The organism is Kitasatospora sp. CMC57 (assembly GCF_045866025.2).
Classification (GTDB): domain Bacteria; phylum Actinomycetota; class Actinomycetes; order Streptomycetales; family Streptomycetaceae; genus Kitasatospora.
On record NZ_AP035881.2, the window covers coordinates 4,384,527 to 4,403,908 of the forward strand.

Sequence of the window (19,382 nt, forward strand, 5' to 3'; positions counted from 1 at the left end):
CGTTACGGTCCCGAGGCTGCACCATGGAGGGGTGGAGCACCTCGGGGACCAGCGGGCGGAGGCGGCGGTGGGGGAGGCGCATAACGTTCCGATGCACAACTCCGGACGCGGTGCCATGTTTTCCGCTCCGACCAGGCACCATGGACCGATGCGCGACGACGATCCTCCCCGAGCCGGCGGTTCGCCCTCGGCATCGGTGGCCTCGGTCGAGTTGAGCTCCCTGGTCGCCGCGGCGGTCGCGGGCGAGAGCCCGGCAGTCGAGGCCCTCTTGGCGCACGTGCACCCGCTGGCCCTGCGCTACTGCCGGGGGCGGCTGCTCCGGCTGCCCGGCGGTGCCAGGCACCACGTGGACGACGTGGCCCAGGAAGTCTGTGTCGCGGTGCTCTGCGCGCTGCCCCGCTACAAGGACGAGGGGCGGCCGTTCGAGGCCTTCGTCTACGGGATCGCCGCGCACAAGGTGGCCGACCTGCAGCGGGCCGCGATGCGCGGGCCAGGCTCGACCGTGATCCCGCCCGACGACCTGCCGGAGCTGCCGGACGACGCGCTCGGCCCCGAGGAGCGGGCGCTGCTGAGCAGCGACGCGGCCTGGGCCAAGGAGCTGCTCTCCAACCTGCCCGCCCGCCAGCGCGAGCTGGTGCTGCTCCGGGTGGCCGCAGGGTTGTCCGCCGAGGAGACCGGTGAGGTGCTCGGGATGTCACCCGGCGCGGTCCGGGTCGCCCAGCACCGGGCGCTCAGCCGGCTGCGCGCCCTGGCCGAGCTGACCGACGAACCCTCCTGACCTGCCCGTCGGTCGCGGAAGGGATCCGGTCCTCGCAGCGTTGTCAAGGGGGCGCGAGTTCGGCATTCGGGTGCCAGTACCATGGGGTATCGGCGCCTGGGCAGGTCGCCAAAGTTTCGCGGGTGCGCATGGGGTTCCGTTGGAGGTTCCTCCAAGCCCGGGTGTCTTGGCGGTCTTAGCTGGTGCCGGTTCGAGAGCAGCGTGCCCGGCACCCTCACCGGGCGCGGGATCAGATCGACGGCCGCCACGGAAGGTCCCCACTCATGTCCTACAACGCCGCAGGCGTACCCGAGAAGTTCGCGATGCTCGGACTGACCTACGACGATGTCCTGCTGCTGCCCGGCGCCTCCGAGGTGCTCCCGAACCAGGTGGACACCTCCTCCCGGGTCTCCCGCAACGTCCGCGTGAACATCCCGCTGCTCTCGGCCGCGATGGACAAGGTGACCGAGTCCCGGATGGCGATCGCGATGGCCCGGCAGGGCGGGGTCGGCGTGCTGCACCGCAACCTCTCGATCGAGGACCAGGCCAACCAGGTCGATCTGGTCAAGCGCTCCGAGTCCGGCATGGTGACCGACCCGATCACGGTCGGCCCGGAGACCACACTGGGCGAGGCGGACGCGCTCTGTGCGAAGTTCCGGATCTCCGGCGTGCCGATCGCGGACGAGTCGGGCAAGCTGCTCGGCATCGTCACCAACCGCGACATGGCCTTCGAGTCGGACCGCAACCGCAAGGTGCGCGAGATCATGACCCCGATGCCGCTGATCACCGGCAAGGTCGGCATCTCCGGCGAGGACGCGATCGGGCTGCTCCGCCGCCACAAGATCGAGAAGCTCCCGCTGGTCGACGACGAGGGCCGGATCAAGGGCCTGATCACGGTCAAGGACTTCGTCAAGGCCGAGAAGTACCCCAACGCCGCCAAGGACGCCGAGGGCCGCCTGCTGGTCGGTGCCGCCGTCGGCGCCTCCGCCGAGGCCTTCGACCGGGCCCAGGCCCTGGTCGGCGCCGGGGTGGACTTCCTGGTGGTGGACACCTCGCACGGCCACAGCCACAACGCGCTGTCCTGGATCGCCAAGATCAAGGCGGCCGTCGCGGTAGACGTGGTCGGCGGCAACGTGGCCACCCGGGACGGCGCCCAGGCGCTGATCGACGCGGGCGTGGACGGTGTGAAGGTCGGCGTCGGCCCCGGCTCGATCTGCACCACCCGCGTGGTGGCCGGCATCGGCGTCCCGCAGGTGACGGCGATCTACGAGGCGGCGGTGGCCTGCCAGGCGGCCGGCGTGCCGGTGATCGGTGACGGCGGTCTCCAGTACTCCGGCGACATCGGCAAGGCGCTGGCCGCCGGTGCCGACACCGTGATGCTCGGTTCGCTGCTGGCGGGCTGCGAGGAGTCGCCAGGTGAGCTGATGTTCATCAACGGCAAGCAGTTCAAGTCGTACCGGGGCATGGGTTCGCTGGGCGCCATGCAGTCGCGCGGCCAGGGCCGCTCGTACTCCAAGGACCGCTACTTCCAGGCCGAGGTCTCCTCGGACGACAAGCTGGTGCCCGAGGGCATCGAGGGCCAGGTGCCCTACCGCGGCCCGCTGTCGGCGGTGCTGCACCAGCTGGTCGGCGGGCTGCGGCAGACCATGGGCTACGTCGGCGCGGCCACCGTCGCCGAGATGGAGTCCAAGGGCCGGTTCGTCCGGATCACCTCGGCGGGGCTCAAGGAGAGCCACCCGCACGACATCCAGATGACCGTCGAGGCGCCGAACTACCACGGGCGCTGAGCGCGCCCGCGCGAGCGGCTGACCAGGGGCGCGGGGAGCCGCGCGAGTCGGCGGGGCAGCACGTGCGACCGGCTCTCGGAGCCCGGCTCGCAGGTGATCCACCCTCCGATCCGCGCGGCTCCCTGCGCCCCCACGTCTGCGGTGGTCACGCCCGGCGGCACGGGTGCGGGATACTGGGGCGACCAGCAAAGCATGTGCAGGAAGGGCTCGAAGTGACTGAGATCGAGATCGGGCGAGGCAAGCGCGGCCGCCGGGCGTACTCCTTCGACGACATCGCCGTCGTCCCCAGCCGCCGTACGCGCGACCCGAAGGAGGTCTCGATCGCGTGGCAGATCGACGCCTACCGGTTCGAGCTGCCGTTCCTGGCAGCGCCGATGGACAGCGTGGTCTCGCCCGCACAGGCCATCGAGATCGGCCGGCTCGGCGGGCTCGGGGTGCTCAACCTGGAGGGTCTGTGGACCCGGTACGAGGACCCGCAGCCGCTGCTGGACGAGATCGCCAGCATGTCGGACGAGGCGGTGGCCACCCGTCGGCTGCAGGAGATCTACTCGGCGCCGATCGAGGCCGAGCTGATCAAGCAGCGGATCAAGGAGGTGCGTGAGTCCGGTGTGGTCACCGCCGCCGCGCTCTCGCCGCAGCGGACCGCCGAGTTCTCCAAGGCCGTGGTCGACGCGGGCGTGGACGTCTTCGTGATCCGGGGCACCACGGTCTCGGCCGAGCACGTCTCGGGGGCGGCGGAGCCGCTGAACCTGAAGCAGTTCATCTACGAGCTGGACGTCCCGGTGATCGTCGGTGGCTGCGCCACCTACACCGCCGCGCTGCACCTGATGCGGACCGGCGCCGCCGGTGTGCTGGTCGGCTTCGGTGGCGGCGCCGCGCACACCACCCGCAACGTGCTGGGCATCCAGGTCCCGATGGCCACCGCCGTCGCCGACGTCGCGGCCGCCCGCCGCGACTACATGGACGAGTCCGGCGGCCGGTACGTGCACGTGATCGCGGACGGCGGGGTCGGCTACAGCGGCGACCTGGCCAAGGCGATCGCCTGCGGCGCGGACGCGGTGATGATCGGTGCTGCACTGGCCCGGGCCACCGACGCGCCCGGCAAGGGCTTCCACTGGGGCATGGAGGCCGTGCACGAGGAGCTGCCGCGCGGGAAGCGGGTGGACCTCGGCACCGTGGGCACCACGGCGGAGATCCTCACCGGCCCGTCGCACACCCCCGACGGCACCATGAACCTGTTCGGCGCGCTGCGCCGGGCGATGGCCACCACCGGCTACTCGGAGCTCAAGGAGTTCCAGCGCGTCGAGGTGACGGTCAACCCGGCCCAGCCCCGCTGACGTACGCCGACGCTGAAGGCCCCCGCTGCTCGCAGCGGGGGCCTTCAGCGTCGCGGTCAGGAGGAGGCGAACTTGGCGGTGTAGGTGAAGCCGAAGTACACCGCGATGCCGTAGAACAGCACGTCGATGATGTCGCGGTCGGCCTTCCAGAGCTCGAAGGTGAGATCCAGCTGGCTGGTCAGCAGGTCGCCGACGGAGAGGCCGGCCTCCTGGTGGGCGAAGAGCGCCATCGTGAAGAGCTGGCCGAAGAACAGGCCGAGGACGCTCAGCACCGCGCCGACCACCGGCAGCACCGGGTTCCGGCCGCCGAGCCGGCCGAGAGTGAAGGTGACCGCGGCGGCGATGCCGATCACGGCCCAGCCGATCTCGCGCTCGATGGCCTTGGCGATGAAGCCGTACGCCAGACCGGCGACGATCGCGGCGCCGAACGCCGCGGCGACGGCGACACCCGGCGCCTTCGGGGCCGCCGGGGCCGGGGCCGGGGCGACCGGCGGGACGGGCAGGGCGGAGCCGGGCAGGTCGGTGCTCATGAAGGGGGTCCCCCGAGGAGAAGAAGTGAACGACGGCGAACGCTAGCAGTGCCGAAGTGGCCTGGAACAGCCATTTCTGATCACGGGTCGAGTACGAACTCCGCTCCCTCCGGGGGCGGCTGACGCGCGGTCGGGGTGACACGACATGATGGGGGCTTGGCCGACCGCACTATGGGGGACGTGGCGATGACCGAGACCGGCGGACGTCTGTTGGGCGGGCGTTACCGGCTGACCGGGGTGCTGGGGCGCGGCGGCATGGGTACCGTCTGGCGGGCCGAGGACGAGATGCTCGGCCGGACGGTCGCGGTCAAGGAACTCCGGATGCACGACGGCGTCGACGAGCAGGACCGGCACCGGCTGGTGGTCCGGACCCTGCGCGAGGCCAAGGCGACCGCCCGGATCAGGCACACGGCGGCGGTGACGGTCTTCGACGTGGTCGAGGAGGACGACCGGCCGTGGATCGTGATGGAGCTGGTCGGCGGCCGCTCGCTGGCTGAGGTGATCAAGGAGGACGGCCCGCTGCCGCCGGTCCGGGCCGCCCAGATCGCCCTCGAAGTGCTCGGAGTGCTGTGCGAGGCCCACGAGTTGGGCATCCTGCACCGGGACGTGAAGCCGTCCAACGTGTTGATCGGCGACGACGGCCGGGTGGTGCTGACCGACTTCGGCATCGCCAGCGTGGAGGGCGACACCTCGGTCACCTCCACCGGGATGCTGGTCGGCGCGCCCTCGTACATCTCGCCGGAGCGGGCCCGGGGCCAGAAGCCGGGACCACCGGCCGACCTGTGGTCGCTGGGCGGCACGCTGTACGCGATGGTCGAGGGCCGGCCCCCGTACGACCGGGGCTCCGCGCTGGCCACCCTGACGGCGGTGATGACCGAGCCGCTGACGCCGCCGGTGAACGCCGGACGGCTGCTGGGGCCGCTGATCGAGGGACTGCTGGAGAAGGACCCGGCGCTGCGGGTGGACGCGGAGGCGGCTCGGCCGCTGCTGCGCCGGGTGGTGGCCGAGGGCACCGTACGGGCGGAGTCGACCACCGAGGTGGCGGCGATACCGGTGGCTGCGGCGCCGTCCCGGCGGACGCTGCTGGCGGTGGCGGCCGTGCTGGTGGTCGCGGTGCTGGTGGCGGGGGCGTTGATGTGGCAGCCGTGGAAGAAGAAGGCCGGCGGCTCGGCGGACGCCGGGAAGCCGTCCGTCGAGGTGACCGGCCCCGCCACGCCCGGGCAGACGGCGGCGGCGAGCCCGCCGGCGTCCCCCGCTCCGTCCCCGCCGTCGACCCCGGCTGCCACGCCGACGCCGACCCCCACGCCGACGCCGACCCCCACGCCGACGCCGAGTCAGCTGGCGGGCTACCGGGAGGTGCACGGCCCGCAGGGCTTCACCGTCACGATGCCCGACTGGCTCAAGGAGGACGGGGTCAGCCAGGAAGGTGACCAGTTCTACTACCGGGGCAACGGCATCACCCTCACCGTCGCGTGGACCGCCAAGCCGGGGCCCAGCGCGCTGAAGGTCTGGCAGGAGCTGGATGCGGCCGGCAGCTTCACCGGGTACAAGAGCCTGGGGACCAGGGCGATCACCTTCCGCACCTGGACCAACGCGGCCGACTGGGAGTGGACCTACGACGGCAAGAAGGGCACCCGTCAGCACTCCCTCAACCGGGGCTTCGTGACCGGGAAGTACGGCTACTCGATCTACTGGACCGTGCCGGACGCGGACTGGTCGAAGCCGGAGGTCGTGCAGGCCCGGCAGGTTTCGTACGACAGCTTCCAGCCCGCCCCGTAGGTCGCCGCCCGGCGCGGGTGTCCGCGTACTGTGGCAGACCTAGGCAGGGAGGGACGACGCATGCCGGCTCCGGGGCAGGTGGTGGGCGGGCGGTACCGCGTGACGGACCGTCCGATCGGTGCTGCGGTGCGGGCGGTGGAGTTGCACAGCGGGGAGCAGACCCGGCTGGACGGGCTCGAACTGCCGGAGCTGCTGAACCAGGACGACTGGGACGCGGAGCCGTGGACCGGGCTGGCCGAGCGGCTCGCCGCCGGTCTGGCGACGGTGCCGGTGCACCCGCGGCTGCTGCGGGGCTTCGGGGCGTTCGTCGAGGGCCGGCGGCTCTGGGTGGCCGAGGAGCTGCCCGCCGGGCTGCCGTTGGCGGAGCTGACCGAGCAGCAGTGGTCGCCGTACCGGGTGGCGGAGTTGGCGGCGGACCTGGCGGGTGCGCTGGGCGCGCTGCACCGGGCCGGCCTGGTGCACGGGAACGTTTCTCCGGCTTCGGTGCTGGTCGGTGAGGACGGCGCGGCGATGCTCGGCGGGCTGCTGGCCGGGGCGGCGGAGGAGGGGTACTGCGCCGCGCTGGGCGGTCCGGTGCCGCGCCGGGTGTACGAGGCGCGGGCGGTGCTGCTGGGCGTACGGGCCGAGCGGTGGGCGCCGGTCGGCGGGGCGGCCGGGGACGGCTGGGCGCTCGGGGTGCTGATGCACCGGCTGCTGACCGGCCACGCACCGTACCCGGAACGGGAGTTGGGGGAGCTGCTGGCGGCGGTCCGGGATGGGGTGCCGGTGCCGGCGGAGGGCTGTGGACCGCTCCGCCCGGTGGTGGCCGGGCTGCTGGCCGGGGAGCTGACGCTCGGACAGCTGCGCTCCTGGTTGGGCGCGTTCCTGGCCGGGGCGCCGGAGCCCTTCGAGCGGGTGACCCCGTTGCTGCCGGTGGTGCGACCGCGCGGTCCCGTGGTGCGCAGGCCCCGGGCGAAGGTCCCGGTGGTCACGGCCGGCCGCTCCGGGGGGCGGATCAGCCCGCTGCTGCTGGGGCCGTTGCTGGTCGGTGGGGTGCTGGTGCTGCTGGCAACGGCCCTGGCGGCGGTGGTCGCGTTCGGCGGCTGATCTAACCTGTGCAGGGAACGTGAATCGAACGCCTGGTACGGGGGAGCAGCCACTGTGGACGCAGGGGACGGTCGGCGTCTGTTGGCCGGCAGATACGCGCTGGGCGAGCGGCTGGGCCGGGGCGGCATGGGCACGGTCTGGCAGGCCAGGGACGAGCTGCTGGACCGCGAGGTGGCGGTCAAGGAGCTGACGGTCAGCCACCTTCCGGAGGAGGAGCTGGAGATCCTCCAGTCCCGGATGAAGCGCGAGGCCAGGGCCGCCGCCCGGATCAAGCACCCCGGCGTGATCACCATCCACGACGTGCTGGAGCAGGACGGTCGGCCGTGGATCGTGATGGAGCTGATCGACGGCCGTTCGCTGGCCGACGTGATCAGCCAGGACGGCACCCTGACGCCCCGGGAGGCGGCCGAGGTCGGCACCCAGGTGCTGGCCGCGCTGCACCGGGGCCACCAGCTCGGCGTGCTGCACCGGGACGTGAAGCCCGCCAACGTCCTGCTGGAGCACGGCACCGGGCGGGTGGTGCTGCTGGACTTCGGGATCGCCACCTTCGAGGGTTCGACCGAGCTGACCAGGCCGGGGGACCTGGTCGGTTCGCCGGACTACCTGGCGCCGGAGCGGGCCCAGGGCGAGCGGCCAGGACCGGCCTCGGACCTGTGGGGTCTCGGCGCGACGCTGTACGCGGCGGTGGAGGGCGAGTCGCCGTTCCGGCGCAGCTCACCGATCACCACGCTGGCCGCCGTGGTCGGGGACCCGCTGCCGGAGCCGCGCCGGGCGGGTGCGCTCGGCCCGGTGCTGGCGGCGCTGATGGCCAAGGACCCGGCCGACCGGGTGGGCGCGGACCAGGCGTTGCGGATGCTGGCGGAGGTGACGGCGGGTCACACCCTGGAGATCAAGGCCGCGCCGGAGCCCCGGCCGCAGGTTGAGCCGACCCAGTCCGTCCCGGTGGTGGACCGGTCCGCGTCCGCCGGGCCGGCCGAACCGGAGACCGTACCGGACCCGCCGACCGAGCGGCTGACCCGCCGTCGGTTCTGGCCCAAGCTGCTGGTGGCCGGCGTGCTCACGGCGCTGCTGGCCGGGGCGGCCACCTACGCGGTGACCGGCGGTGCGAAGGGCGGCGCCGCGGCACAGGAGCAGCCGGGCCCGACGCCGAGCGGGTCGGCGTCGGCTTCGCCCTCGGCGACCGCACCCAAGGGCTACCGGTGGGTGGACGACCCGGCCGGGTTCCGCTTCCTGCTGCCCACCGAGGGCGGCACGTGGGAGCGCTCGGTGGAGAACAACCAGATCTACTACTCGCCGGACCGGCCGGAGAACAGGCAGCGCTACCTGCAGTTCGCGGTGGAGGTCGGTCAGCCGAAGGAACCGATCGAGCACTTCCGTGAGATGGAGCTGACGGTCGGCAAGGGGAAGGACTACCGGCAGATCTCGTTGACCCAGGTGGACGTGAACGGGGCCAAGGGTGCGGTCTGGGAGTTCACCAATACGAAGGACGGCAACCGGCGGCACGTCAGGGACGTGGAGTTCCGGGACGCCAAGGGCACCTCGTACACGCTGCTGGTGGCCACCCCCGACAACGAGAAGGACTGGGTCGCAGGGCAGCGGATCCTGACCACGGTGCTCAACGAGTTCCAACCGAAGAGGTAGGAATCCGCCACCCGGTATCTTCCGGTTACCGACGGGTACCGTTCGGGGCGCCGAGCGCCTAGGCTGCGCCCCATGACGGACACCACGGCAGTCGGACAGACCACCGGACGCAACCCCGCCGCCCCCGGGGCGGCCCGGACGGTCGCCTCGGCCGTCCCGGCGGCGCTGGTCGCCCGGCTCGCGAGAGGCGTCACCGCGACCGGCGAGCCCGAGCTGGTGCACACCACCGCGCCGCTCACCGGTGAGCGGCTGGCCACCCTGCCGCGGTCCACCCCGGCCGACGTCGAGGTGGCGTACCAGCTGGCCCGGCGGGCCCAGAAGGCGTGGGCCGCGCTGCCGGTCCGCCGCCGGGCCGGGGTGCTGCTGCGCTTCCACGACCTGCTGCTGAAGCGCCAGGACGAGGTGCTCGACCTGATCCAGGCCGAGACCGGCAAGGCCAGGCTGCACGCCTTCGAGGAGGTGCTCGGCGCCGCGCTGGCCGCCAGGCACTACGGCCGCAAGGGCCCGTCCTACCTGCGCGACCGCCGTCGCGGCGGCGCCATGCCGGTGCTCACCCACGCGGTCGAGGCCCGCCGCCCCAAGGGCGTGATCGGCCAGATCTCACCGTGGAACTACCCGCTGGAGCTCTCGGTCGGGGACGCGTTGCCCGCCTTCGTGGCCGGCAACGCGGTGGTCAACAAGCCGGACACGCAGACCGCGCTGACCGCGCTCTGGGCCCGCGAGCTGCTGATCGAGGCCGGGCTGCCCGCCGACCTGTGGCAGATCGTGATCGGTGACGGTCCGGTGATCGGCCCGGCCGTGGTCGAGCACGCCGACTACGTCTCGTTCACCGGCTCCACCGCCACCGGCCGCGACGTGGCCCAGCGCGCCGCCGCCCGGCTGGTCGGCGCCTCGCTCGAACTCGGCGGCAAGAACGCCCTGTTGGTGCTCGCCGACGCCGACCTCGACCGGGCCGCCGAAGGCGCCGTCCGGGCCTGCTTCTCCTCCGCCGGGCAGCTCTGCATCTCGATCGAGCGGCTCTACGTGCACCGCTCGGTGGCCGAAGAGTTCCTCCGCCGGTTCGCCGAGCGGACCAGCGCACTGCGGCTCGGCGGCGGTCTGGCGTACGGGGCGGACATGGGATCGCTGGTCTCCGACCGGCAGCTGGAGACCGTCACCCGGCACGTCGAGGAGGCCGTCAAGGCCGGTGCCACGGTGTTGGCCGGCGGTCAGGCCAGGCCCGACCTCGGCCCGCTGTTCTTCGAGCCGACCATCCTGGACGGGGTCACCCCCGGTATGGCCGTCTGCGGCGAGGAGACCTTCGGCCCGGTGGTCTCGGTCTACCGCTTCGACACCGAGGACGAGGCCGTCGAGGCGGCAAACTCGACCACGTACGGCCTGAATTCGAGCGTCTGGACCAAGGACGCCCGGCGTGGCCAGGCGATCGCGGCCCGGCTGCACACCGGCACCGTCAACGTGAACGAGGCGTACGCCGCGGCCTACGGCTCGGTGGCCGCGCCGATGGGCGGGATGGGCGACTCCGGGCTCGGTCGCCGGCACGGCTCGGACGGCATCCTGCGCTACACCGAGGCGCAGACCATCGCGACCCAGCGGATGCTGCCGATCGCGCCCTCGTTCGGCCTGGACGACGAGAAGTTCGCCGCGCTGTTCACCACCAGCCTGAAGGCGTTGAAGGTCCTGCGGTTCAAGTAGTCGTACTTCCTTGGGAGTTGCAGCCATGGCGCAGGACGGTTTCGACTACGACGTGGTCGTGGTCGGCTCGGGTTTCGGTGGATCGGTGGCCGCCCTCCGGCTGACCGAGAAGGGTTACCGGGTCGCGGTGCTGGAGGCCGGGCGGCGGTACGGCCGGGACGAGCTGCCGAAGAACTCCTGGGACACCAGGAACTACCTCTGGGCCCCCGCCCTCGGCCTGTACGGCATCCAGCGGATCCACCTGCTGGCCAACGTCCTGGTGCTGGGCGGCGCCGGGGTCGGCGGCGGCTCACTGAACTACGCCAACACCCTGTACGTCCCGCCGAAGCCGTTCTTCGAGGACCGGCAGTGGCAGCACATCACGGACTGGCAGGAGGAGTTGGGCCCGTTCTACGACCAGGCCCAGCGGATGCTCGGGGTGCGCACCAACCCGACCGTCACCCCCTCCGACGTCCACCTGAAGGACGCCGCCGAGAAGATGGGATGTGCCGACACCTTTCACCTGGCGCCGGTCGGGGTCTTCTTCGGCGACGGCAGGGACGCCGACGGCGGGACCAGGGTCGCGCCGGGCACCGAGGTCGAGGACCCGTACTTCGGCGGGGCCGGGCCGAAGCGGAAGTCCTGCACCGAGTGCGGCGAGTGCATGACCGGCTGCCGGCACGGGGCCAAGAACACCCTGACCGAGAACTACCTCTACCTGGCCGAGCGGAACGGTGCCGAGATCCACCCGCTCACCACCGTCGCGCGGCTGCGGCAGATCGAGGGCGCCGACGGGGAGTGCGGCTACGCGGTCGACGTCCGGCGTACCAACTCCCGTTCCAGGGACCGCGAGAAGGCCGGGGCGCGGACCATCACCGCCGCCAAGGTGGTGGTCGCGGCCGGCACCTACGGCACCCAGACCCTGCTGCACCGGATGCGCGACGGCGGCCACCTGCCCGCGATCTCGACCCGGCTCGGCGAGCTGACCCGGACCAACTCCGAGGCGCTGGTGGGGGCTTCCACCACCGATCGGCGGTACGGGGAGCGGGTGGACTTCACCAAGGGGGTGGCGATCACCTCCTCGATCCACCCGGACGAGAACACCCACATCGAGCCGGTCCGCTACGGCCGGGGCTCCAACGCGATGGGTGCGCTCAGCGTGCAGCAGGTGCCCGGGGTCGGCCGGGGGCCGCGCTGGCTGCGGTACGCCGTCACGGCGGCCAGCCACCCGGTGATCTTCGCGCGGTCGATGAACCAGCACCGCTGGTCGGAGAAGACAATCATCGGCCTGGTCATGCAGTCGCTGGACAACTCGATCACCGTCTCGCTGAAGAAGTCCGGCCCCGGCAAGGGCAAGCTGACCTCCCGGCAGGGCCACGGCGCACCGAACCCGACGTACATCCCGGCCGCCGAGGCGGGTGCCCGGGCACTGGCCGAGTCGATCAACGGCTTCGCGGGCAGCACGGTCGGCGAGATCTTCGACATCCCGATGACCGCCCACTTCCTCGGCGGCTGCCCGATCTCCGACAGCGCCGAGAACGGCGTGGTGGACCCGTACCAGCGGCTCTACGGCTACCCCGGGATCAGCGTGGTGGACGGCTCCGCCATCTCGGCCAACCTCGGCGTCAACCCCTCGCTCACCATCACCGCACAGGCCGAGCGGGCCATGTCGATGTGGCCCAACAAGGGGGAGCCGGACGCCCGCCCCGAGCAGGGCGAGGAGTACCGCCGGGTGGCGGCGGTCGCGCCGCGCGCTCCCGCCGTGCCGAAGGGCGCCTTCGGCGAACTGCTGCTCCCGGTGCCGGAGGTGCCGAAGAAGCTCGGCTGAGGCCGAAGGGACGCCTCCCGGCTACCGGTCGGTCCGTACTGCGGTTGACACCCTCTCCGGGGCGATGGGATAAACGGCGCCTGACGAGGGGGGCGAATGGCGATCTGTGACGGGTGCGGCGCGGCGTCGACCGAGGGGGCGATGCGCTGCGCGGCCTGTGGCCGGTCGTTCGCCATCGGTGAGGTCGAGTTCGGCGGTGGCGGCCTCAGCGCGCCGCAGGGGCAGGGCAGTTGGGGCGCGGGGGTGGTGGTCGAGGCCCGGCCGAAACCGGCCGTGCTGCGCTGGTTCACGGACGCGGACTGGCGCCCGGCGATGAGGGTGGTGGCCGCGCCGACCGGCCTGCTGCTGGTGGCGGCCCTGCTGCTGGCGCTCGGCCTGGCCGGCGGCGACGCCGAACCGCTCGGCTTCGGCACCCGCTTCGGCATCGCGCTCGCCCTGGTGCTGGCCGCGTTCGGCGCCCCGGTCGGGATGGACTCCGAGATCGGGCGGCTCGAGCTCGTCCCCGACCTGACCACCCGGTTCCAGTTCCTCCCCATGACGGTCACGCTGCTCTGGATCGTGCTGTTCCGGTACGGCCTGCGGGCCGCCCGGCGCAGCGTGCTGCCGGAGTTCAGCGCCCGCCGGCGGGCGGCCGAGGCGGGGCGGCCGGTGCTGTTGGCCGTTCTGGTGAACCTGATGCTCGGCCTGCTCGCCCGAGCCGAACCGAGCCCCGGCCGGGCCGGCCGGCAGGGGCCGGTCAGCTGGCTCTTCCAGGTCGGCTACGCCGACCACGCGGTGGTCTCCCTGGGAGTGGTCCGGGTGGTGCTCGGTTCGGTGGTGCTGGCCGGGGCGACGGCCGCCGCGGTGTACGGCGCGGAGGTCCTGCGCCGGGTGGCCGGTGCCTGGGTGGAGAGCGCCCGCGCCGCCGTCCGGGCGCTGCTGTCGGCCGTGGCCGTGGCCGCCGCGGCGGCCGTGGTCGTGCTGGCGGTCAGGGAGCCGTCCGAGGTGGTGCTGCCGGCCCTGGTGCTGCTGCCCAATCTGGGGCTGCTCCTGCTCGGCTTCGGCTCGGGGGCGACCTTCGGCGCCGGGTTCGAGCACAGTGGTCCGGCCGGCTTCGACCTGCGGAGCAGCCCGGGCTACGACGTCTCGCTGGTCGACCTGGGCGGACTCGGCGGGCAGTGGCGCTGGACCGTGCTGCTCGCGTTGGCCGGGGCCCTCCTGTTCGGCTGGACGGTGCGCACCCTCGGCCTGGCCGGACGGCTGCGGGCGGCGGCCCTGTACTGGGCCGGGGCGAGCCTGCTGATGGTGCTCGCCGGGTACGTCCAGCAGATCGGCTTCCAGCTGCGCGGCTCCGGCAACCCCGGGGAGGTGGCCGGCATGACGTCCACGACCACGCTCGGGCTCGGCCTGGTCTCCGTCCTGGTGGCGAATCTGCTCTGGGCCGCCCTCGGTGCGGTCGCGGTTCCACTGCTGTTCGGCAGGTGGGGCGGCCGGGCGGCCCCCTCGGCCGCGCCTGCGGACGCTCCGTCGGACCACCTGCCGGCCGGGGTGCCGCCTCGGCCCGCGTACGCGCCGTTCACCGACGAGGTGCTGGACTCGAACGGCCCTCGCTGACCGTCCGGCGATCGCCGACCGGGGTCGAGCAGGGCGGGTGCCCGCCCCGGGACGGGCAAAGGGCCCCGCGGGGGAACGGGGCCCTTTGTCGTTCAGCACGCGGCGTCAGGGCGGCGCCGGTGCTGCGGTTGACGGCGCCGGGGGATGAGCGCCGTCCGGAAGGATGGTCCGGGCGCGGGGCGGCCCTTAACGGAGCGTGATGTTCAGGCCGACGACAGGTCAACCCCGCATCCAGCATCGTGATGGACGGAGCCCCGGCTCTGCAACCGGTTCGACGCAGTTCGGTACAGTCCGTCTCCTGCCGGCCCGGATCGGCGTACCCTGTCCGACGGTTCGGAGACGAGCGAATCAGACCGGCAGGTCGACTACGCTGCGTAGTAGTAGCACGGTGAGACGGGGTCGAGAGGTCCAGAGGTACGGCGACCGGTGCCCGGCGTCCCGGACGCAGGCCGCCGTACCTCTTTCACTGGTTCAGTCGTGGCCGGGCGGCTGTCCCCTGCCGGTCCGGTCACACCACCCGCGCACGGTCCCACGGCGGGCCGTCCCCGACAGGGGAGCGGCGGCGCCACGTGCGCCGGTGGACTGAGAGATCCACGCGCATGGGTCGGGTCGACCGCCCGGCCGGCCCCGCGCCTGGCGGGCGCGACCCGGAAGGTGCGGTCGTCAGGAGCAACGATCCTGCGTGGCGCCGGTCACGCCGTGGGGCCCCGGCAAGTGGGTGAATCACCGGCGGTGTGTCGGCCGGTAGAATCGGTGGCGACACCCCCACACGCCGCCCGCCACCACCCTTCCAAGGTCGCGCCGCGCGCGGCACCTCCGTTTCGCTGCCGGAAGGCCGTCCGTGTCCTCTGCTACTCCCGACCAGTCCGCCCCCGAGCTCGACACCGTACTGGTGGTCGACTTCGGTGCCCAGTACGCCCAGCTCATCGCCCGTCGGGTGCGTGAGGCCCGGGTCTACAGCGAGATCGTCCCGAGCACCATGCCGGTGGCCGAGATGCTCGCCAAGAACCCGAAGGCGATCATCCTGTCCGGTGGCCCCTCCTCGGTCTACGAGGACGGCGCGCCGCGCCTGGACCGCGCGATCTTCGAGGCCGGGGTCCCGGTCTTCGGCATGTGCTACGGCTTCCAGCTGATGGCCATCACGCTCGGCGGCACCGTCGACAACTCCGGCGCCCGCGAGTACGGCCGTACCGACCTGCACGTCAGCAAGTCCGGCTCCACCCTCTTCGAGGGCACGCCGGCCGAGCAGGCGGTCTGGATGTCGCACGGCGACGCCTGCTCGGCCGCTCCCGAGGGCTTCACCGTCACCGCGTCCACCGACGTGGTCCCGGTCGCCGCCTTCGAGAACGACGAGAAGAAGCTGTACGGCGTCCAGTACCACCCCGAGGTGCTGCACTCCACGCACGGCCAGCAGATCCTGGAGCACTTCCTCTACCGGGGTGCGGGGATCGCGCCGAACTGGACCACCGTCAACGTGGTGGACGAGCAGGTCGCGCTGATCCGCGAGCAGGTCGGCACCAAGCGCGCCATCTGCGGCCTTTCGGGCGGCGTGGACTCCGCCGTCGCCGCCGCGCTGGTGCAGCGGGCCATCGGTTCGCAGCTCACCTGCGTGTACGTGGACCACGGCCTGATGCGCAAGGGCGAGACCGAGCAGGTCGAGAAGGACTTCGTCGCCGCCACCGGCATCCAGCTCAAGGTGGTCGACGCCCAGGAGCGCTTCCTGACCGCGCTGGCCGGGGTCACCGACCCCGAGGAGAAGCGCAAGATCATCGGCCGGGAGTTCATCCGGGTCTTCGAGCAGGCCCAGGCCGAGATCGTGGCCGAGGCCGGCGAGCACGGCGAAGAGGTCGAGTTCCTGGTCCAGGGCACCCTGTACCCGGACGTGGTGGAGTCCGGTGGCGGCACCGGCACCGCCAACATCAAGTCGCACCACAACGTCGGCGGACTGCCCGAGGACCTGCAGTTCAAGCTGATCGAGCCGCTGCGCAAGCTGTTCAAGGACGAGGTCCGGATGGTCGGCCAGGAGCTCGGCCTGCCGGAGGAGATCGTCCAGCGCCAGCCGTTCCCGGGCCCCGGCCTGGGCATCCGGATCGTCGGTGAGGTCACCAAGGAGCGGCTGGATCTGCTCCGCGAGGCCGACGCGATCGCCCGCGAGGAGCTCACCCTGGCCGGTCTGGACCGCGAGATCTGGCAGTGCCCGGTGGTCCTGCTGGCGGACGTCCGCAGCGTCGGCGTGCAGGGCGACGGCCGCACCTACGGCCACCCGATCGTGCTGCGCCCGGTCTCCTCCGAGGACGCCATGACGGCCGACTGGTCCCGCCTGCCGTACGAGGCGCTGGCGAAGATCTCGACCCGGATCACCAACGAGGTCAAGGACGTCAACCGGGTGGTGCTGGACGTGACCAGCAAGCCGCCGGGCACCATCGAGTGGGAGTGATTCCTGCTCTGCATTGAACGCTCGCGCCGCCGTCCCCGTACTGAAGGGGGCGGCGGCGCGGCCGTCTCTGCAGGGGTCCGTGCCACCGAAACAGCGGCGGAACGGGCAGAATCGGACCGGACCTGTCAGCACTTGACGGGCCGTGAGCGAAGGGTGTCGGCGCATGGCGGTGGGGCATGGTGGGCCGGAACAGTCGGGGAGAGCGGAACGAGCGGCGCAGTGGCGGGAGTTGGGCACCCGGTACGCCCTGCTGCCGCTCCGGCTGTTCCTCGGGCTGACCTTCGTCTACGCCGCCTTCGACAAGCTGTCGGACTCGCACTACCTGGCCGGGGCCGGTGACGCGGCCTCCTTCGTCTCGCAGACCACCGCCGTCAAGCCGCTCAGCCCGATCGGGTGGGCGCTCGGTCCCGCGCTGGACTACCCGACCCTCTTCGCGCTGGCGATCGCCTTCGGCGAGCTGGCGGTCGGCCTCGGCACCCTGTTCGGCCTCTGGGGCCGGGTCGCGGCCACCGGCGGCGCCCTGATCAGCCTGAGCCTCTGGCTGACCGTCAGCTGGAACGTCGCCCCCTACTACCTCGGCAACGACCTGGCCTACCTGATGGCCTGGCTGCCGCTGGTGCTGGCGGGCAGCCCGCAGCTGTCGGTGGACGGCTACCTGGCCCGGCGCGCGCGCCGGGACCGCGGGCGCGGGCTGGCCGAGGACCAGGTCCGTCGCCGGGCGCTGGTGGACGGCGGGATCGCGGCCGTCGCGCTGGGCGGGGCCGGGCTGCTGGCCGGATCGCTGACCGCCACCTTCGGCCGGGACACCAAGACCGTGGCCGCTCCGGGGCCGACGCCGGCCCCCGCGCCCGCCGGGACGTCGGGCGGAGGCGCCAAGGTCTCCGTCGCCGCGGCCAGCGTCCCGGTCGGCGGGTCGGCCCAGGTCAAGGATCCGGCCTCGGGCGACGCGATCTACATCGTGCAGCCCAAGGCCGGGCAGTACTGCGGCTTCTCCTCGGTCTGCACCCACTCCGGCTGCGCCGTGGACGCCCCCAAGAACAACCAGATGTACTGCCCCTGCCACGGCTCCCGGTTCGACGCCACCACCGGCGCGGTGATCAACGGGCCGGCCACCAAGCCGCTGCCCAAGTACAGCGTCACCAAGAACGGCGAGCAGCTGGACCTGGGCGCGGTGCAGTCGTAGCCGCCCTCAGTGGTCGGGATCGGCCGGCTGGTTCCCGGCCGACCGGCCGCGCCGGGTCATCGCGGTCACCGCGCCGGCCAGACCGGCCGTACCGAGCACGATGAAGGTGACCGGGAGCACGATCCGGCCGTTCACCGCGCGGTCGTTCAGCGAGGCGACCAGGTAGAGCGCCGCGACCACGGTGAACAGGGCGCCCGCGATCAGGGAGAACACGTCCAGCCGGTGCTTCCTCATGACTGCACCACCTTCAGGTCGCCGAGACCGATGGTGAGCGTGAGGTCCAGCGTCCCCTTGGACGGCTGACCGTTGGTCGGATGCAACTGGTACTCCAGGTTGTTGCCCGCCCCCGAGGACAGGTTGCGGTCGGTGACCCGGACGTCGCCCAGGGCCGTGCGCATGGTCAGTCGGACGTCCACGTCGCCGGGGACGGTCACCCGGAGGTCACCCGCCCCGACCTTGACGGCGGTGGTGACGGTGCCGCCCGCCGGGTCGATCCCGCTCAGGTCGAGGGTGGCGTCGCCCGCACCGAGCCGGTACTCGGTCCGCACGTCGGCGACCGAGACGGGGGCCCAGAGCCGGTCCCCGAAGCTGCCCTCCACGGTGATGTTCGACCCCGAGAGCCCGGCCAGCGCGACGGTCAGCAGCACCGCGGGCACGGTCAGCCCGCGCGCCCGGCCGTACCGGGTGCTCAGCAGGACCACCACCCCGAGAGCGAGCAGTGCCGCCGCCAGCACCGTCGAGAGGCGTGCGGTCCCGTCCTGACTCTCCGTCAGCCACCAGGCCAGCGCACCCGCGCCACCGGCCAGCAGCAGGCCGGCCGGGCCCAGGAACGACCGCTCCCGCCGCCTCGCCGGACGCCGCGGTGCCACCGGGGCGGCGGGGGCGTTCTTGCGCAGCGGGTCGCCCGAAGGCAGGTCGGGGCGCTGCCACCAGGGCAGGGCCTGGTCCGGCGGTCGCGGCGGCTGGGGGGCCGGCGGGGCGGGAGGGAGCTGCCCGGCGTACGGATTGCGCTCCGGGTGCCGCGGGTCCCAGAGGTAGCCGGAGGGGCCCGGGGCCGGGGTGTCGGCCGGTACGGTGCCCGCCGACCGCTCCCGGGCGTGCTGCTCAGCGGCCCGCTCGCGCCAGCCGGCCGGGGTGCCGCCGAAGTCGTACGGGTGGCCGCCGTCGTCCACCGGCCGGTCGTACGGCCCGGCCGGGCCGTCCTGCGGGTGCTGGAAGAGCCGGCCCAGCCGGCCCCGGCGGCGGCGCTCCGGGTCGTACCGGACGGCCAGCAGGATCAGGCCACCGAGCAGCAGGATCGGGAACAGCTGCCCGCCGTCGCCCATCGAGGAGAAGAACACCCCGGTGCCGATCACGGTCAGCAGCACCGCGCCGATCGACTGCCCGTCCACCCGGCCGGTCAGCACGCGCTGCAGCTCGGTCCGGCCCTGCCTGCCGTCGGCGGTCGGCTCGCGCGGCACGATCAGCCAGGCCAGGCCGTACAGGAAGAGGCCGAGGCCGCCGGAGAGGCAGAGCACCGCGATCACCACCCGGAACACCACCGGGTCGATGTCCAGGTGACGCCCGAGACCGCCGCACACCCCGGCCACCACCCGGTGGCGTTCGCTGCGGGTCAGCGGCGGGCGCTGCCGCTCCGGGTCGGCCGGCGTGCCCGTCGGGGTGATCTGGTCGTCCGTCATGCTCCCATCCTGCTGGTCCGGCCGCTCGTACCCAACCTTCCGCTGCCCGGTACGGACCCTGATCTCTCCCTGAG

At 72.7% G+C, this 19,382-nt stretch carries 14 protein-coding genes and 1 pseudogene; 12 read left to right on the plus strand and 3 right to left on the minus strand.

The window, feature by feature from the left end:
• Positions 1–148: 148 nt before the first annotated feature.
• From shbA to ACKUU6_RS19755, 3 genes are all read left to right on the plus strand, one after another.
• On the plus strand, positions 149–778 hold the full coding sequence (gene shbA, locus ACKUU6_RS19745; RefSeq protein WP_407989886.1) for an RNA polymerase sigma factor ShbA: 630 nt from the start codon (positions 149–151) through the stop codon (positions 776–778).
• A 263-nt stretch (positions 779–1,041) separates the two neighbouring features.
• Entirely contained in the window at positions 1,042–2,544 is a 1,503-nt protein-coding gene (gene guaB, locus ACKUU6_RS19750) for an IMP dehydrogenase (RefSeq protein ID WP_407989887.1), read from the plus strand.
• Positions 2,545–2,756: 212 nt separating this feature from the next.
• Positions 2,757–3,881, plus strand: coding sequence for a GuaB3 family IMP dehydrogenase-related protein (locus ACKUU6_RS19755; RefSeq protein ID WP_407989888.1), 1,125 nt, complete (start codon positions 2,757–2,759; stop codon positions 3,879–3,881).
• Between the two features lie 56 nt (positions 3,882–3,937).
• Here the strand turns inward: ACKUU6_RS19755 and ACKUU6_RS19760 are convergent, their stop codons facing one another.
• Entirely contained in the window at positions 3,938–4,411 is a 474-nt protein-coding gene (locus tag ACKUU6_RS19760; RefSeq protein ID WP_407989889.1) for a hypothetical protein, read from the minus strand.
• Positions 4,412–4,582: 171 nt separating this feature from the next.
• Here ACKUU6_RS19760 and ACKUU6_RS19765 point away from each other — a divergent pair, with 171 nt between their 5' ends.
• From ACKUU6_RS19765 to ACKUU6_RS19805, 9 genes and pseudogenes are all read left to right on the plus strand, one after another.
• Positions 4,583–6,190 (plus strand): serine/threonine-protein kinase, encoded by a 1,608-nt coding sequence (locus tag ACKUU6_RS19765; protein ID WP_407992171.1) that lies wholly within the window; start codon positions 4,583–4,585, stop codon positions 6,188–6,190.
• Positions 6,191–6,250: 60 nt separating this feature from the next.
• A complete protein-coding gene (locus ACKUU6_RS19770) occupies positions 6,251–7,276 on the plus strand; it encodes a hypothetical protein (RefSeq protein WP_407989890.1) in 1,026 nt (341 codons plus the stop codon).
• Between the two features lie 81 nt (positions 7,277–7,357).
• Positions 7,358–8,917: a serine/threonine-protein kinase gene (locus tag ACKUU6_RS19775; protein WP_407989891.1), complete on the plus strand. Its 1,560-nt coding sequence runs from the start codon at positions 7,358–7,360 to the stop codon at positions 8,915–8,917.
• 72 nt (positions 8,918–8,989) lie between these two features.
• Positions 8,990–10,609, plus strand: coding sequence for a succinic semialdehyde dehydrogenase (locus ACKUU6_RS19780; protein WP_407989892.1), 1,620 nt, complete (start codon positions 8,990–8,992; stop codon positions 10,607–10,609).
• Positions 10,610–10,634: 25 nt separating this feature from the next.
• The gene (locus tag ACKUU6_RS19785; RefSeq protein ID WP_407989893.1) at positions 10,635–12,416 is read left to right on the plus strand and encodes a GMC oxidoreductase; all 1,782 of its coding nucleotides are present in this window, start codon (positions 10,635–10,637) and stop codon (positions 12,414–12,416) included.
• Between the two features lie 96 nt (positions 12,417–12,512).
• Positions 12,513–14,009: a hypothetical protein gene (locus ACKUU6_RS19790; RefSeq protein WP_407989894.1), complete on the plus strand. Its 1,497-nt coding sequence runs from the start codon at positions 12,513–12,515 to the stop codon at positions 14,007–14,009.
• Between the two features lie 841 nt (positions 14,010–14,850).
• On the plus strand, positions 14,851–16,446 hold the full coding sequence (gene guaA, locus ACKUU6_RS19795) for a glutamine-hydrolyzing GMP synthase (protein WP_407989895.1): 1,596 nt from the start codon (positions 14,851–14,853) through the stop codon (positions 16,444–16,446).
• 163 nt (positions 16,447–16,609) lie between these two features.
• A pseudogene (locus tag ACKUU6_RS19800) lies at positions 16,610–17,128 on the plus strand (DoxX family protein); the annotation flags it as partial.
• A gap of 132 nt (positions 17,129–17,260) precedes the next feature.
• Complete coding sequence (locus ACKUU6_RS19805; protein WP_407992172.1) at positions 17,261–17,629, plus strand: ubiquinol-cytochrome c reductase iron-sulfur subunit; 369 nt, start codon at positions 17,261–17,263, stop codon at positions 17,627–17,629.
• Positions 17,630–17,635: 6 nt separating this feature from the next.
• On the opposite strand, the gene ACKUU6_RS19810 is transcribed toward ACKUU6_RS19805, so the two are convergent.
• Positions 17,636–17,863, minus strand: a complete 228-nt coding sequence (locus ACKUU6_RS19810) for a hypothetical protein (protein ID WP_407989896.1) — start codon at positions 17,861–17,863, stop codon at positions 17,636–17,638.
• A complete protein-coding gene (locus ACKUU6_RS19815) occupies positions 17,860–19,308 on the minus strand; it encodes a PspC domain-containing protein (protein ID WP_407989897.1) in 1,449 nt (482 codons plus the stop codon). Before ACKUU6_RS19815 ends, ACKUU6_RS19810 begins: the two co-directional genes overlap by 4 nt.
• Positions 19,309–19,382: the final 74 nt, after the last annotated feature.

Coding starts and splice junctions, on each gene's coding strand:
- shbA (WP_407989886.1), top strand. CDS start 149: ATGCGCGACGACGATCCTCCCCGAGCCGGCGGTTCGCCCTCGGCATCG.
- guaB (WP_407989887.1), top strand. CDS start 1,042: ATGTCCTACAACGCCGCAGGCGTACCCGAGAAGTTCGCGATGCTCGGA.
- ACKUU6_RS19760 (WP_407989889.1), bottom strand. CDS start 4,411: ATGAGCACCGACCTGCCCGGCTCCGCCCTGCCCGTCCCGCCGGTCGCC.
- ACKUU6_RS19765 (WP_407992171.1), top strand. CDS start 4,583: ATGGGGGACGTGGCGATGACCGAGACCGGCGGACGTCTGTTGGGCGGG.
- ACKUU6_RS19770 (WP_407989890.1), top strand. CDS start 6,251: ATGCCGGCTCCGGGGCAGGTGGTGGGCGGGCGGTACCGCGTGACGGAC.
- ACKUU6_RS19780 (WP_407989892.1), top strand. CDS start 8,990: ATGACGGACACCACGGCAGTCGGACAGACCACCGGACGCAACCCCGCC.
- ACKUU6_RS19785 (WP_407989893.1), top strand. CDS start 10,635: ATGGCGCAGGACGGTTTCGACTACGACGTGGTCGTGGTCGGCTCGGGT.
- ACKUU6_RS19790 (WP_407989894.1), top strand. CDS start 12,513: ATGGCGATCTGTGACGGGTGCGGCGCGGCGTCGACCGAGGGGGCGATG.
- ACKUU6_RS19810 (WP_407989896.1), bottom strand. CDS start 17,863: ATGAGGAAGCACCGGCTGGACGTGTTCTCCCTGATCGCGGGCGCCCTG.
- ACKUU6_RS19815 (WP_407989897.1), bottom strand. CDS start 19,308: ATGACGGACGACCAGATCACCCCGACGGGCACGCCGGCCGACCCGGAG.